Here is a 14,285-nt window from a genome sequence, read left to right on the forward strand (position 1 = left end):
GGCCGGGCCCGTGTCAGACCTTCAGCGTGAACCAGGTCGTCTTCCCCTCGTCGGTCGGCCGCACCCCCCAGCTCTGGGCGAGCGTGCGGACCAGCAGCAGGCCCCGGCCGGACTGCTCGTCCTCGGCCGCCAGGCGGGGCTGGGGCAGATGCGGGCTGTGGTCGCTGACCTCCACGGTGAGGTCGGTGGCGGTGCGGCACAGACGGAGGCCCAGCGGGCCCTCGGCGTGCTGCACGGCGTTGGTGAGGGTCTCGGAGAGCAGCAGGAGGGCGTCGTCGGCCGACGACGCGCACTCCCACGAGGCCAGCGTCCGTCGGAGGAAGGCACGGCCCTCGGGGACGGAGGACGCGGTGGCGGGCAGCTCGGTGGTCACGGCGGCCAGCGGGGCGGCCGGGAGCTGCGCCAGCAGGAGCGTCACGTCGTCGTTGTGGCCCTCGGCGTCGGGCAGGAGCGTGGCGAGCACGTGGTCGGCGGCTGCCTCCAGCCCGTCCGCCCGGAGGAAGAAGGCGTCGAGGACGGTGGTGAGTTCGGCGAGCCGCGCCTCGATGTCACTGTCCGGCGTCTCGATCAGGCCGTCGGTGTACAGCACGAGCGTGGCGCCGGGCGTCATGTCGGCGCAGGACTGCTCGTAGAGGACGTCGCCCACGCCGAGCGGGGCGTTGACCGGGGCGGGAAGCGCGCGGACGCCGTCCCAGGGCCCCACGACGAGGGTCGGCAGATGTCCGGCGGAGCAGACCGTCACGGTACCGGCGTCCGGGGCGATGATCAGATAGCAGCAGGTGACCAACTGGTCCGGCACGTCCAGGTCCGTGACGACCGTGTCGAGGGCCTGCATCAGCTGACGGGGCTGCATGCCCGTCTTGGCGAGCGCGTGCGCGGCCGAGCGTAGCTGGCCCATCACGGCGGCCGCCTCCAGCCCCCGGCCCATCACGTCGCCGATGAGGACCCCGACCCGCCCCGCGCCCAGTGGTATGAGATCGAACCAGTCACCGCCGACGCCGGCGCCCTGGGTCGCCGGCCGGTAGCGGCTGGCGGTGGCCAGGCCGGGGATGGCGGGTGGGGTCCCCATGAGACTGCGCTGCAACGTGAGCGCGATGTGCCGCTGTTGCTCCAGCAGGGCCGTGAGTTCGGCCTCCGCGCGCTTGCGGTCGCTGATGTCCCGCACGATGGCACAGGCGCCGACGACCTTCCCGCGGCTGTCCCGGGTCGGCCACAGCGTGACGTCCACGTCCAGCAGGGCCCCGCTCCTGGTGACCCGCAGGGTCTCGAAGTGCTCGACCTTCTCGCCCTCGCGCAGCCGTCGCAGCAGGGCCCGGATGTCGTCCTGCATCTCGGCCGGGGCGAGCAGCGAGACGTGCCGGCCGATCGCCTCCTGGGCGCTGTAGCCGTACAGCCGTGCCGCGGCGGCGTTCCAGTAGGTGATGTACCCGTCCAGGGTCTTGGCGAGGATCGCGTCCTGCGAGGACTCGACGAGCGCGGCGAGTTCGTTGATGCGGGCCTCGGCCGCCCTGCGGTCGCTGACGTCGCGCACGGCGGCCGACACCAGCAGACCGTCCGCCGTCTCCATCGGGCTGAGGCTGATCTCCACGGGGAACTCGCTGCCGTTCTTGCGCAGTCCGTGCAGTTCCAGCCCGGCCCCCATGGGACGCACCTGGCGGTTGGCGGCGTAACCGTCGCGGTGGCGGGTGTGGTGGCCCCGGAAGCGGTGCGGCACCAGCAACTCCACCGGCCGGCCGAGCAGTTCCTCGCGCCGGTAGCCGAACAGTGCCTCGGTCTGCGCGTTGATCAGCCTGATGGTGCCGGTGTCGTCGACGATGATCATGGCGTCCGGCGCCGCCTCCAGCAGCCCGCGGAACCGTTCCTCGGCCGCCGACGGACCACCCTGCCGCACGTCGGCGCCGCACTTGCACTGCCCCGGGACCGGAAGTGCCGCGGAGCGCGCCGGCCCGTACACGAAAGCGTTCATACCTATCCGCCAGTTCGTTCGTGATGCTGCGGCCATCCCAGCGCATGCGGGACGCGACGGCCGTGACTTGTCGCGTCCTGTCCGGACGGTGCGCCGAATGCTTCGAGCGATGACGGAGATGTTCGTTCTCCGTCCTCTGTCGATCACATTGGGTCACGTGAGGGGCGGGGAGCAGGGCCGGTCGGTCCCGCACAGGGACCTGCGGGCCCTGCCCCGCGTCCCCGCGGGCCGTGAGGCTGGAGGGGATCCCTGCACCAGGAGGTGGACACCATGTCCCGCACCGTCACCGTGGGCCTCGACGGTTCGCAGGAGAGCCGGACCGCCGCCGAATGGGCGGCCCGTGAAGCGCGGCTGCGCGGGCTGCCGCTGCGGCTGGTGCACGTGCCGGAGCCGGTGGCCCCCATGGCGGAGGCTCCGCTGCTGGGCGCGGAGACGCACCAGCACTGGACCGAACGCATCCCGGCGGAGACGGCCGAGGGCCTGCGGCTGCGCCATCCCGCGGTGGAGGTCGTCGCCGAGCAGCGCGTCGGCAGCCCCGGCGACGTACTGACGGCCATGGCCGACGAGGCAGAACTGCTGGTGCTCGGCTTGCGGGGCCTGAGCGGCGTCGGGGGCTTCCTGGTGGGCTCCGTGGGCCTGGCGGTCGTCGCACACGCCCGGCGCCCCGTGGTGCTCGTACGGGCCGGGGGACAGGCCGCCGACGAACACGAGCAGGACCCCGCCGGCGTACCGTCCGCCGCGACGCCCTACCGGCCCGTCGCACTGGGCGTGGACATCGCCGCGTCGGACGACACGGTGTTCGCGTTCGCCTTCGAGGAGGCCGCCCGGCGCGAGACGGCCGTGCGGGCCGTGCACGCCTGGACGACACCGCCGTACTACGTCTACGGGCTCGCCGTCGACCCCGCGTTCGACCGGGAGCTCGCACAGCAGGAGACGGCCGCGCCGTCCGAGACGCTGCGGCCCTGGCGGGAGAAGTACCCCGCCGTGGAGGTCGTCGAGGACTGCGGGGCCGCAAGCGCGTCGGTGCGTCTGGTCGACGCCTCGCGGGAGGCGTCCCTGGTGGTCGTGGGCCGCCGCGCGCGCTCCGGCCGGCTCGGCCCGCACGTCGGCCCGGTCACCCACGCCGTCCTGCACCACGCCACGGCACCGGTCGCCGTCGTCCCGTACGACTGACCGTACGTCCGGACGCACACGACCGGATGTCCGGACGCACGCGGTGACCGGTCAGGAGCGGCTGCCGCTGCCGTACGGGGCGTAGAGGTCGAGGAGACGGATACGGGCGGCCTGGAGGCGGTGGGCCACCACGCGGCCGACCCACACGGCGACCGCGCGGCCGAACTCGGCGTCACTCGCGCACAGATCCCGCACGGTCTGCGCGTCGAACTCCCAGGCGCGTACCGGGCTGGTGGTCTCCGCTCCAAGCTGCCAGGTGTGCGGAGTGAAGTGCCAGGACCAGCCGACGAGTTCACCGTGACCGAGGGTCTCGATCACGGCGGCGCGGCGGCCGGGTACGTGCAGGTCCAGGGCGACGGTTCCGGTGCGGACGATCCAGAAGCGGTCGGCCCGCCGCCCTTCCTCGAACAGGCGCGTGCCCAGGGGGAAGGACACCTCGCGGGCGAGGTTCATCAGCCGCTCACGGTGGCCCACCGGGAGGGCCGCGGACACAGTGGTGGTGGAGGTCATGACTCCGGCTCCTTTCGTTCCTGCCGCCGCTGCCGGCCGGCGGAACGCGACGAGGCTGCTGCTCTCCAGCTTCCGCGCGGCCGGCGCCGGACGCCACGGGCCGCCCGGCCCCCGCGGAGGGCCGACCGGCCCGGCGACGGGGCCGTCCCGGTGCGGCCCCGTGGCGGCGTGCCGGCCAAGAACGCCCCACTCGGTCCGGGCCGAAGGTCCTCGCGGGGCGGGCCGGCCGGCCCCTTCGCGGTGGCCCGCGGCGCGTGGCACGGTGGGATGGCAGGTCCGGAACGCCGGAGTGGCCGGCCCGGCGGAAGGCGGTGAGCCCGATGACGGAACTGCCCCTCGTCGTGGGCGTGGACGGATCGGCGTCCAGCCTGACGGCGGTCGACTGGGCGGTGGCCGAGGCCGCCCGCCGCGGCCTGCCGCTGCGACTGGTGTACGCCTCCCTCTGGGAGCGCTACGAGGGCGCCGTGCCGTCGGACGATCCCGGCCGCCCCTCGGAGCAGATGATGGCCGAGAACCTCGTCGCCTCCGCGGCGGAGCGGGCCCGGCGGCGCGACCCGGACGTCAAGACCGTCACCGACATCCTCCCCGAGGAACCGGTGGACGCCCTGCTGCGTGCGGGCGACGACGCCTTCGCCCTGGTGACCGGGGCACGCGGACGGGGCGGGATCAAAGGGATGCTCCTCGGCTCGGTCGGTCTCACCGTGGCCGCCCGCGCCCACTGTCCCGTCATCGTCGTCCGCGGCGACCGGGCCGCCCTGACCGGCACCCATGAGCGCGTCCTGCTCGGCGCGGGGGAACCGGACGCCGGCGGCGAGGCCGCGCGCTTCGCCCGCCAGGAGGCCGAGACCCGCGGTTGTGTCCTGGACGTCGTACGGGCCTGGCGCTGCCCCGCGCACGGGAGCACCGGCTCGCGCCTGCTCGCCGGGGGCCCCGCGCACCGGCACGGGGAGCAGGCCTCCGCACTGCTCGACGCCCTGCTGCGGGACGCGACCGCCGGCCGGCCGGGCGTCCGTGTGCACCGCACCGTGCTGGAGGGCCCGGCCCGGAAAGTGCTCTTGGAGTGTTCGGCCGCCGCCGACCTCGTCGTCATCGGTGCCCGCCGGCGGGAGGGCCGCCGCGGGCTCAAGCTCGGCCGGGTGGCGCACACGCTGCTGCACCACGCCCTGTGCCCGGTGGCCGTCGTACCGCAGCGGGCGTGATCCGCCCGGGGCCTACGACTGGGGTGGGGAGCGGGGTGACAGAGCCGGGTGCACCGGGATCGGTCATGGTGGACAGACGGGGCGACGTCGGACATGGGCCGAGGGACATCGGACAGTGGATCCGCAGACCGGGGAGTGAAGGACGATGGCCGAACAGAGAGCACCGGAACAGACCCCGTCGACGGCGGCGGACCGGCCCCCGCAGGGCGACCTCGGACGCCGCATCGAGCGGCGGCGGACAGAGCTGGGCCTCACCCAGGAGGAGCTGGCCTTCCGGGCGGCCATGGCCCCGAGCTACTTGGCGCACCTGGAGCAGCACAGCACGGCGGCACCGGAAGCCGGCACCCTCCTCAGGCTGGCCGGGGCGCTGCGGACCAGCGCCGCGGAACTCGGCGGCGGCCACGTCGACCTGCCCCCGGGCATCGGCCACGCCGCCCGGGCGCCCCGCCTGAGCGAACTGGGCGAGCAGGAGTGCCGCCGGCTGCTGGCGGCGCACGGCGTGGGGAGGATAGCGGTGTCCACCGAGGCGGCCCCGCTCATCGTGCCCGTCAACTACAGCGTCGTCGACGACGCCGTCGTCTTCCGGACCCGACCGGGGACGGTCTCCCTCCAGGGACTCGGCCGCGAGGTGGCCTTCGAGGTCGACCGCTTGGACGACGCACTCAGCCAGGGCTGGAGCGTCGTGGTGCGGGGCCCCGCGGAGACGGTGACCGATCCCGACGCCGTACGACGTCTCGCCGAACGCGCCTACAGCACGCCCTGGGCCGGCGGGGAGCGTGACGTGTGGGTCCGCATCGGGATCACCGCTCTGACCGGCCGCCGTATCGACGTCCGGTGAGCCCGTCCGGCCCCCGGCGGGGGACCGGAAGGCGGCACGCCGCGGGGCGCGGCCCGGGCCCAGCCGGCCGCTGCCGGATCCGCTGCCCGTCGTACCGCCCGAGCCGCTCCGGACCGGCCCGCAGCACCACGGCCCGCAACTCCGCCACGGCCTCGACGTCCGCAGCCGAAGCCGGCCGTGTCGCGCGATCCGCCATGATCGTCAGACTGACGCGCCGGTTCGGCGCTCAGGGGTGATCCTTGTCGCTGCCGGGCGCTGGGCCCCGCGCGGGCTGGCCACAGCAGGAGGGTGTGTGCGACGCTGCGAGGAGCCAGCCTGGTCTGGTGAGAGACCCCGCGCTGTCTCCAGGTCATCCACCCCGGTGACCGCAGAACGGTACGGGTGGTCTTGCTCGGCTGTGCGTGGCCCGACGCCGCGCGCTCGACGGCCCGCCCTCCGGCGGCAGCCGTGAGAGGCTCGATCCCGGAACTGGGGACGAACCATGCCCGACTTCACCGTGACAGTCGCCCATGATGCCGACGAAACCGTCATCGCCGCGGCCGGCGAGCTGGACATGAGCACCTGCCCGAAGGTGGCGGAAGCCATCGCGGCCCTGCCCGCCGGCAACACCTCGCTGCGCCTCGATCTGTCCGGCATATCGTTCATGGACTCCATGGGACTCAATCTGCTCCTGACCCTGCGGCGCCGCCTCGAGGACAGCGGAGGCCGCCTGGTGCTGACCGGCGTACACCAGCAGCCGTCCGGCCTGCTCCGCCTGACCGGGGCGTATTCGCTCTTCGACATCACCGAGGCGGCCGACAACCTCGCCGGCTCGGGTCGCTGACCTCGCGGAGAGCGGCGGCCCGGCGACGCGTCAGCTGTCCTCCCGCCCGGCCGACGGCCTCACCGATGTCCGGCGGCCCCGCCGGCGTCCCGGGTCGGCAGACACGGCGAAGCCCGCCGCAGGGGCGGCGGGCTTCGTACGACGGAGCGGACGGGGCCGTCAGTCGTTGGTGAGCATGCCCTCACGCAGGCGGGCCAGGGTGCGGGACAGCAGCCGGGAGACGTGCATCTGGGACACGCCCAGGCGCTCACCGATCTGGGCCTGGGTGAGTTCCTCCACGAACCGCATGTGGATGATTCGCCGGTCGCGCTCGTTCAGTCCGGCGATCAGCGGGGCCAGCGCGTGGAAGTCCTCCACCAGCTCCAGGGCCGCGTCCTCGGTGCCGATGAAGTCCTGGAGGGCGGTCTCGCCGTCCTCGCTGGTGCCGAGCGCGGCGTCGAGCGAGGAGGAGTTGTAGCCGTTGGCGGCCAGGCGGGCCTCCCGCACCTCGTCCTCGGGCAGGCTCAGCAGCTCCGACAGCTCCCTGACCGTCGGGGTACGCCCCAGCCGGCTGCGGAGTTCCTCCGTGGCGCGGGCCAACTGGACCCGGGCCTCCTGAAGGCGCCGCGGCACGTGCACGGCCCAGGTGGTGTCCCGGAAGAACCGCTTGATCTCCCCCACGATGTAAGGGATGGCGAACGAGGTGAACTCCGCCTCCCGCGACAGCTCGAACCGGTCGATCGCCTTGATCAGCCCGATCATGCCGACCTGGACGATGTCCTCCATCTCCTCCGGCCCCCGGCTGCGGAACCGGCCGGCCGCGAAGCGGACCAGGGACATGTTCATCTCGATCAGCGTGTTACGGGCGTAGCTGTACGCCGCAGTGCCCTCCTCCAGCACCGCTAGCTGCTCGAAGAACAGCCGCGACAGCTCGCGGGCGTCCCTCGGGGCCACCTTGGAGGGGTCGGCGACCTCCGGCACCCCGGCTGTCCGTATGTCCGTCGCCGTCACGCTCATGAGCGCCATACTGTTTCCCCTCCCACACTCGGATCCATGGCTGCCGCCCGCCTGGAACGGCCGTCGGCGCAGCGCTTACCCCCTCATCCTGCACCCATGCATGCCATCCGCACCAATATTCGGGTACCGGGACCCGAGGTGGTGCCGGGTGTGATCACGCCCCCGGCGGCGGACCGCCCGACGGCCCCCCGGGCCGGTCCCGAAAAAACTTCGCACGGCGATGTCGAGAACCCGTGACCGGCTCCGTCCCCGAGGTGAACGCGGCCACAATGGGTCGCGTCGGCACCGAGGAGAGACACGATGGCCAAGTACCTGCTGCTGAAGCACTACCGCGGCGCTCCGGCTCCGGCCAACAACGTCCCCATGCACCGGTGGACGCCCGAGGAGGTCACGGCGCACATCCGCTACATGCAGGACTTCGCGGCCCGGCTGGAGGGGACCGGCGAGTTCGTCGACGCCCAGGCGCTCGCCCCGGAGGGGACGTTCGTCCGGTACGACGGCGAGGGGCGCCCGCCGGTCACCGACGGGCCGTTCGCCGAGACCAAGGACCTGATCGCCGGCTGGATGATGATCGACGTCGACAGCCACGAGCGCGCCGTCGAGCTGGCCGGGGAGCTGTCGGCCGCCCCCGGGGCGGACGGGAAGCCGATCCACGAGTGGATCGAGCTGCGCCCGTTCATGGCGGCGCCGCCCACCATCACGGAGTGACCCCTGCGATGAACGAGGCCCTGCTCAGGAGTCTCACACCGAGCGTGCTCGGGATCCTCGTCCGCCGCGGAGCCGACTTCGCGGCGGCCGAGGACGCCGTGCAGGACGCGCTGGTCGAGGCGGTGCGCGTCTGGCCGGCCGACCCGCCGCGGGACGCGAAGGGCTGGCTGGTCACCGTCGCCTGGCGCCGGTTCCTCGACGCGACCCGGGCGGACGCCGCCCGCCGCCGGCGTGAGGACCGCGTCGACGCGGAAGCGGAGGCCGGGCCCACGCCCGCGACGGACGACACCCTCCAGCTCTACTTCCTGTGCGCCCACCCGTCGCTGACGCCGGCGTCCGCGGTCGCGCTCACGCTCCGCGCCGTCGGCGGGCTGACCACCCGCCAGATCGCCGACGCCTACCTGGTGCCCGAGGCGACCATGGGACAGCGGATCAGCCGGGCCAAGCGCACCGTCTCGGGCGTGCGGTTCGACCGGCCCGGTGACGTCGCCACCGTGCTGCGCGTCCTCTACCTGGTCTTCAACGAGGGCTACTCCGGTGACGTCGACCTCTCCGCCGAGGCCATCCGGCTCACCCGGCAGCTCGCGGCCGCGATCGACCACCCCGAGGTGGCGGGACTGCTCGCCCTCATGCTGCTCCACCACGCCCGCCGCGCCACCCGGACCACGCCCGACGGCAGCCTGGTGCCGCTCGCCGAGCAGGACCGCGGCCGGTGGGACACCGCTTCGATCGCCGAGGGCGTCGGTATCCTCCAGGCGGCCCTGGCGCGGGACCGGCTGGGCGAGTTCCAGGCCCAGGCCGCCATCGCGGCACTCCACGCCGACGCGCCCACCGCCGGGGAGACCGACTGGGTGCAGATCGTGGAGTGGTACGACGAGCTGACGCGCCTGACCGACAGTCCGGTCGTCCGGCTCAATCGCGCGGTGGCCGTCGGTGAGGCCGACGGACCGCGCGCCGGCCTGGCGGCACTCGCGGCGCTGGACGACTCGCTGCCCCGCCACACCGCGGTGGCGGCGTACCTCCACGAGCGCGACGGCGACCTGACGACGGCGGCCCGCCTGTACGCCGAGGCGGCCGGCAGGGCACCCAACCTCGCCGAGCGCGCCCACCTGACCCGTCAGGCCGCCCGGCTCAACGCCCGCCGGCCCCACTGACGCGTCCCGGCCGGCCGGTGCGCGCCGGCGCTGCCGGTCCACGAGGACCCGCCGCACCCTTCGGCCTGCCCCGTCAGGAGCCCCCTGTAGTACAGGACATCCCACTGGCTGCTCTCGCGCGCGTAGATGTTCCCCGAGGCGGAGCTTACTGCCGGGCGCCGTCGCCGCGGTCGGCCAGGCGGCACCGCGGACGAGCTGCTCGCCCTGGTCGCCGAGTCACGCCCCGACGTGGCGAACGGGAGGTGCTGGGGCGCACGGCCGAGGGGCGCTCCCACGAGTCGATCGGTCCGCCGGAGCGTCGCGCGGGCTTCGCCGGTCAGTCCGCCGTCACGTGCAGGCGCACGGTCAGGCCGGTCGGCAGGGTCCGGATCTCCACCAGGTCGCAGAGCTGGTGCATCATCCACACGCCCCGGCCGCCGGTGGGGGAGAGCGGGTCGGGGCGGCGCCGGCCGACGAGGGGATCCGTGAGCCGGCCGCGGTCCCGCGTCTCGGCTATCAGGGTGTCGTCCCAGCGCCACAGCCGCAGGGTGCCGTGTCCTCCGCCGTGGCGCACCGAGTTGCCCGTGGCCTCGTTGACGGCGAGCAGCCAGTCGGTGCGCCGCCGCGGTGACAGGCCCGCCGCCTCGGCCCAGTCCCTGGCGGCGTCGCGTACCCGCCCGAGATCCCGCTCACCGAAGGGCAGGACGACCGCGTCCGCCGGTTCGGGCAGCGGGGTGTCGCAGTCGCGCCCCACCTCGCACGGGTCCACGTGCGCCGGACTGTGCCGGTAGTGGCCGGGGCTGCCGATGACCGGGTGCGTCCGGTGCGCCTGGGCCAGTACCTCCTCGGGCAGAGCGGTGTCGTAGGGGCACAGTATGGTCGCGGGACGTCCGGCGAACGCCAGGTTGATCAGCGCCTCGTGGCGGGTGGCCTCACGTGCCTCCGCGGGGGTACGGCCCGGCCAGATCGGCTCGCCCACGATGGACGGGTGCCGGTCCGCGTGCCGGTCGGCGAACTCCTGGAGCATCGACAGGATGCGCCCGGGGTTGCGTCCGGCCTGCCGCATGTCGACCCAGGTGGTGTCCTCGGCCTCCGCGCCGAGGGCGTCCCGGAGCAGACTCAGGCGCTTGTCGGGCACGGCGACCAGCCGGGGACGGCCCCGGGCCGCCTCCGCGCGGACGAAGTCCCCGACGTCCTTCAGGTAGTCGTCCTCCGTGGTGTAGAAGAGGGCCGGATGGTGGAAGGCCGCGTACCGGTCCAGCTCGGAGGACGGTGTCGTGTACGTGGTCATCGGCCCGTCGTCTCTGTGCCGGCGCCCAGCTCTGTGCCGGCGCCCAGCTCCGGGAAGAGTTCCAGCAGACGGTGGAGCGCGGGCGGGCCCCCGAGGAGCCGCACGGGCGTGTCCGAGGGGCGTCGCAGCGCCGCCCGGGCGATGTCCGTCAGCGCCCCGACGTCGAGGTGGTCGAGGGCCGACAGGTCCAGGGTGACGTCTTCGGCCGGGGACGCGGAGAGCGCCGCCGCCGCGGCGGCGGTGACGCGCCGGTTCTCCCAGCCGGCCGATCCGGACAGCCGGAAGCCCGGCGGGCCGGCCAGCGGCGCGACCGACAGTCCCGGCTCGCCCGGGCACGCGGCGGAGCCCGACCGCGCCAGGTGGGCCGCCGCCAGCACCTCCAGGGCGTCCGCGGGCACCCGACGCCGGTCGTAGAAGCAGCAGGCCCGCAGGGGCAGCCGCTCGAAGACCTCGTGGTGGATGCGCAGCTCGTACTCCAGCAGACGCTCGGCACCGGCGATCTCCCGGGTGCCCCAGGACATCTCGCCGATCGCCCGCAGTCCTCGGTATCCCTGCGCCGCGGCGTCCCGCACGGACTGCCACCACAGACCGATCATCGCATCGGGGTCGAAACGGTCCCCGGCCAGATAGGTCTCCGCGGCGGTGGTCACCACGAGCTGTCCCCGCCGTACGGCGGCGGGGGCGTCGATGCCGCCGTCGACGAGCGTGCGCGTCACGCGGCCAGGCGTGGTGGCGTCCGCGAAGTACCGCACCTGTTCGTCCCGGTCGAGCCCGGCCCGGACGAAGCTGACGAGGTGGCCGGCCCATTCCGCGTCCGTCGAGTACTCCACGGCGGCATGCCGGTCCGCCGCGGTCCCACCGCTCGCGCTCTCGGATGTGGCGTACATCGGACCACCCTGCCCTTCATGGCGCGATCGGATCCGCCACACAGGTTCCCCAGGCTACCGCCTGTCCCCGGATGCCGGAGCCGGCGTGCGGACGCCCGGGACCCGCGTACCGGCCGGGGGGGGCTCAGGACAGGGCCGCGTTCTCGCTGCCGCTGTCGCTGTCGCTGCTGGGGAGGAGGGGGAAGATCTGGTCGAGGCCGACGATGTGCAGGATGCGCAGGGTGTGGGCGGGGACGGCGGCGAGCGCCATGTCCGCGCCGGCGTCGAGGGCGTGGTTGCGGGCGGCGATCAGGGCGGTGATGCCGCTGGAGTCGCAGAACGTCATGCGGGCCAGGTCCAGGACGAGGCGCCCGCCGGGTCGCAGGGCGAGCGTGGGGAGCGTTTCACGCAGCTCGGTGGCGCTGCTGTAGTCCAGGTCGCCGCTGATCTCCACGACTGGGCCGGTCGCGGCGCCTCGGACGGTGATCTTGAGCGGGCTCATCGTGCGTCATCGGTCCAGGGGCCGGGCGCGGGGACGCCGAGCGCGAGCAGAGCGGTGTCGTCGTCGAGGCCGTCGCCGAAGCTGTCCAGCAGTCCGGCCAGGGCTTCGATGACGGCCTGCGGGGACTTTCCCGCGTGGCCGGCGGCGAAGGCGAGCAGCGCCTCGTCCCCGTAGAGGCCGGTCCGGTCCTCGCCGGTACGGGCTTCGGTGAGGCCGTCGGTGTAGAGCAGGAGGGTGTCGCCGGGGGCCAGGGTGGTGGAGGCGGTGACGAAGCGCGCGGCGGGGAGGACGCCGACGAGGAGACCGCCCGGGGTGGGCAGGAAGTCGGTTGCGCCGTCGGAACGCAGGACGACGACCGGCGGATGACCGCCCGAGGCCAACTGGACGGTGACCCGCCCGGTGGCGGGATCGGGTTCGAGCGTGCCGAAGACGGCGGTGCAGTAACGCGGGTCGCCGCTGTCGGAGTAACGCTCGTGCAGTACCTTGTTCAGCGTCGACAGGGCGGCGACGGGGTCGGAGTCGTGCAGGGCTGTGGCGCGCAGGGTGTAGCGGGTCAGCGAGGTCACCGAGGCGGCCTGGGGGCCTTTGCCGCACACGTCGCCGAGGAAGAAGGCGTAGCGCTCGCCGCCGATGGGGAAGACGTCGTAGAAGTCGCCGCCGAGCCGGTCGGGGGACGCGGTGTGGTAGTAGGCGGCCGCTTCCATCCCGGGCACGGGAGGCAGCGCGTCGGGCAGCAGCGACTGCTGGAGCACGGCGAGTGCGTCCTGGAGCCGGGCCCTGTCGGCCTCCGCCTGCTTGCGCGCCGCTTCGGCGACCTTCCGGCCGCGCAGGAGTTCCTCCTCGTAGGCGCGGCGGTCCCGGGCGTCGAAGACGGTGGTGCGGATCAACAGCGGCTCACCCGTGCTGCCCTGTTTGACCAGGGAGGAGACCAGCACCGGGATGCGACCGCCGTCGGCCTGCTTGATCTCCAGGGCGATGCCGCTGATCTCGCCCTGCATCCGCAGCAGTGGCGCGAAGTGCGTCTCGTGGTAAAGCTTGCCGCCCACGGTCAGCAGATCGCTGAACCGCATCCGGCCCACCACCGCCTCCCGCTCCAGGCGCAGCCAGTCCAGCAGCGTGGTGTTGATCTTCGCGATGGTGCCGTCCATCAGTGTGGACAGGTACCCGCAGGGCGCGCTCTCGTACAGTTCCTCGGCGCTGTCCTCCAGCAGGGCGGCGAAGGCGGCGTCCGGCGCCTTGTCGTCACCGGTTTCGTAGGGGTCGGGCTGCTGCCCGGTGCGGCACATCACCGCAGGCCCGCCAGGAACTCGGTGAGCGCTTTGTTGGTGGCCTCGGGCGCGGACAGGTGCGGGCAGTGCCCGGTCGCGTCGAGCGTGACCAGCGTCGAACCGGGAATCGCCTGGTGGACGAAGGCGCCGACCTCGCGAGGCGCGATGGCGTCCTGGGTGCACTCCAGCACCAGCGTCGGCACCCGCACGCTCTTCAGGTCGCTCCGCGAGTCCGACAGGAAGGTGGTCCGGGCGAAGACGCGCGCCATGTCCGGGTCGGTGGCGCAGAAGCTGTTCTTCAGCTCCTCACCCAGTTCCGGCCGGTCCGCGTTCCCCATGATCACCGGTGCCATCACCGCCGACCAGCCGAGGTAGTTCGACTCCAGCGACCCCAGCAGCTCGTCGATGTCATCGGCGCTGAAGCCGCCGCGGTACCCCTCGTCGTCGATGTACCGCGGGGACGGCGCGACCATGACCAGCGCCCCGATGCGCTCGGGAGCCGCCGCGGCGGCCAGGACCCCGATCATCGCGCTGACCGAGTGCCCCACGAACGTCGCGTCGCGCAGGTCGAGCTCCTCGCACACCTCCACCACGTCCCGGGCGTACCCGTCCAGTGAGGCGTAGCGGTCCTCCGAGAACGCGGACGCGTCCGAGCGGCCCGCGCCGACGTAGTCGAACAGCACCACCCGGTAATCGTCGGCCAGGGCGGGCACCGTGAGCCGCCACATGTTCTGGTCACAGCCGAACCCGTGGGCCAGCACCACCGTCGGGCCCTGCGGGTTGCCGGTGATGGTGACGTTGTTCCTGCGACCGATATCCATACCATCAGTGTCTCAGGCCGCGACGGCCGATGCCGCAGAGCCCCCGATCGCCACGTGCCCACCCGACACCTTCACACCTGCACCCGATCACCTGCACATATGCCTCTACGGCAGGGGCGTGGGGGACGCCGCCGGCGTGTAAGACAGGGGCTCGGGGGCGGCCGGGGGCTCGGGGGCCGGCCGCCCCCCTG

Annotated in this window: 14 protein-coding genes and 1 pseudogene; 6 read left to right on the forward strand and 9 right to left on the reverse strand. The window is 73.5% G+C overall.

All coding sequences use genetic code 11. The annotated features are described in order from the left end of the window. Positions 1-13: 13 nt before the first annotated feature. Positions 14-1,966, reverse strand: coding sequence for a PAS domain S-box protein (locus tag D9753_RS32280; RefSeq protein WP_121790204.1), 1,953 nt, complete (start codon positions 1,964-1,966; stop codon positions 14-16). A gap of 270 nt (positions 1,967-2,236) precedes the next feature. Between D9753_RS32280 and D9753_RS32285 the strand changes: the two genes are divergently transcribed. Further along, positions 2,237-3,139 (forward strand): universal stress protein, encoded by a 903-nt coding sequence (locus tag D9753_RS32285; protein ID WP_121791409.1) that lies wholly within the window; start codon positions 2,237-2,239, stop codon positions 3,137-3,139. 51 nt (positions 3,140-3,190) lie between these two features. Here the strand turns inward: D9753_RS32285 and D9753_RS32290 are convergent, their stop codons facing one another. Further along, positions 3,191-3,649 carry a Crp/Fnr family transcriptional regulator gene (locus D9753_RS32290; protein ID WP_121790205.1) on the reverse strand — a complete coding sequence of 153 codons (459 nt, stop codon included), beginning with the start codon at positions 3,647-3,649 and terminating at the stop codon, positions 3,191-3,193. Between the two features lie 320 nt (positions 3,650-3,969). On the opposite strand from D9753_RS32290, the gene D9753_RS32295 reads away from it, so the two are divergent. Further along, complete coding sequence (locus tag D9753_RS32295; protein WP_121790206.1) at positions 3,970-4,848, forward strand: universal stress protein; 879 nt, start codon at positions 3,970-3,972, stop codon at positions 4,846-4,848. 145 nt (positions 4,849-4,993) lie between these two features. Then, entirely contained in the window at positions 4,994-5,686 is a 693-nt protein-coding gene (locus tag D9753_RS32300; RefSeq protein WP_121790207.1) for a helix-turn-helix domain-containing protein, read from the forward strand. Between the two features lie 67 nt (positions 5,687-5,753). On the opposite strand, the pseudogene D9753_RS38395 reads toward D9753_RS32300, so the two are convergent. Next, positions 5,754-5,882, reverse strand: a pseudogene (locus tag D9753_RS38395) (GNAT family N-acetyltransferase); the annotation flags it as partial. A gap of 285 nt (positions 5,883-6,167) precedes the next feature. Here D9753_RS38395 and D9753_RS32310 point away from each other — a divergent pair. Beyond that, a complete protein-coding gene (locus tag D9753_RS32310) occupies positions 6,168-6,509 on the forward strand; it encodes an STAS domain-containing protein (protein WP_121790208.1) in 342 nt (113 codons plus the stop codon). 159 nt (positions 6,510-6,668) lie between these two features. On the opposite strand, the gene D9753_RS32315 is transcribed toward D9753_RS32310, so the two are convergent. After that, positions 6,669-7,514: an RNA polymerase sigma factor SigF gene (locus D9753_RS32315; protein WP_121790209.1), complete on the reverse strand. Its 846-nt coding sequence runs from the start codon at positions 7,512-7,514 to the stop codon at positions 6,669-6,671. A 291-nt stretch (positions 7,515-7,805) separates the two neighbouring features. Here D9753_RS32315 and D9753_RS32320 point away from each other — a divergent pair, with 291 nt between their 5' ends. Together D9753_RS32320 and D9753_RS32325 are read left to right on the forward strand one after the other, a co-directional pair. Further along, the gene (locus D9753_RS32320; protein WP_121790210.1) at positions 7,806-8,213 is read left to right on the forward strand and encodes a YciI family protein; all 408 of its coding nucleotides are present in this window, start codon (positions 7,806-7,808) and stop codon (positions 8,211-8,213) included. A gap of 8 nt (positions 8,214-8,221) precedes the next feature. Beyond that, positions 8,222-9,367: an RNA polymerase sigma factor gene (locus D9753_RS32325; RefSeq protein ID WP_121790211.1), complete on the forward strand. Its 1,146-nt coding sequence runs from the start codon at positions 8,222-8,224 to the stop codon at positions 9,365-9,367. Between the two features lie 316 nt (positions 9,368-9,683). Here the strand turns inward: D9753_RS32325 and D9753_RS32330 are convergent, their stop codons facing one another. From D9753_RS32330 to D9753_RS32350, 5 genes are all read right to left on the reverse strand, one after another. Then, positions 9,684-10,637, reverse strand: a complete 954-nt coding sequence (locus D9753_RS32330; protein WP_121790212.1) for a sensor histidine kinase — start codon at positions 10,635-10,637, stop codon at positions 9,684-9,686. Continuing rightward, positions 10,634-11,524 carry an MEDS domain-containing protein gene (locus D9753_RS32335; protein WP_121790213.1) on the reverse strand — a complete coding sequence of 297 codons (891 nt, stop codon included), beginning with the start codon at positions 11,522-11,524 and terminating at the stop codon, positions 10,634-10,636. Before D9753_RS32335 ends, D9753_RS32330 begins: the two co-directional genes overlap by 4 nt. Positions 11,525-11,648: 124 nt before the next feature. Continuing rightward, complete coding sequence (locus D9753_RS32340; RefSeq protein WP_121790214.1) at positions 11,649-12,005, reverse strand: STAS domain-containing protein; 357 nt, start codon at positions 12,003-12,005, stop codon at positions 11,649-11,651. Then, positions 12,002-13,291: a PP2C family protein-serine/threonine phosphatase gene (locus D9753_RS32345; protein ID WP_121790215.1), complete on the reverse strand. Its 1,290-nt coding sequence runs from the start codon at positions 13,289-13,291 to the stop codon at positions 12,002-12,004. Before D9753_RS32345 ends, D9753_RS32340 begins: the two co-directional genes overlap by 4 nt. Beyond that, entirely contained in the window at positions 13,291-14,094 is an 804-nt protein-coding gene (locus D9753_RS32350; protein WP_121790216.1) for an alpha/beta fold hydrolase, read from the reverse strand. The genes D9753_RS32345 and D9753_RS32350 overlap by 1 nt, the downstream gene beginning before the upstream one ends. Between the last annotated feature and the right edge of the window lie 191 nt (positions 14,095-14,285).

This window comes from Streptomyces dangxiongensis (genome assembly GCF_003675325.1).
Taxonomy (GTDB): domain Bacteria; phylum Actinomycetota; class Actinomycetes; order Streptomycetales; family Streptomycetaceae; genus Streptomyces; species Streptomyces dangxiongensis.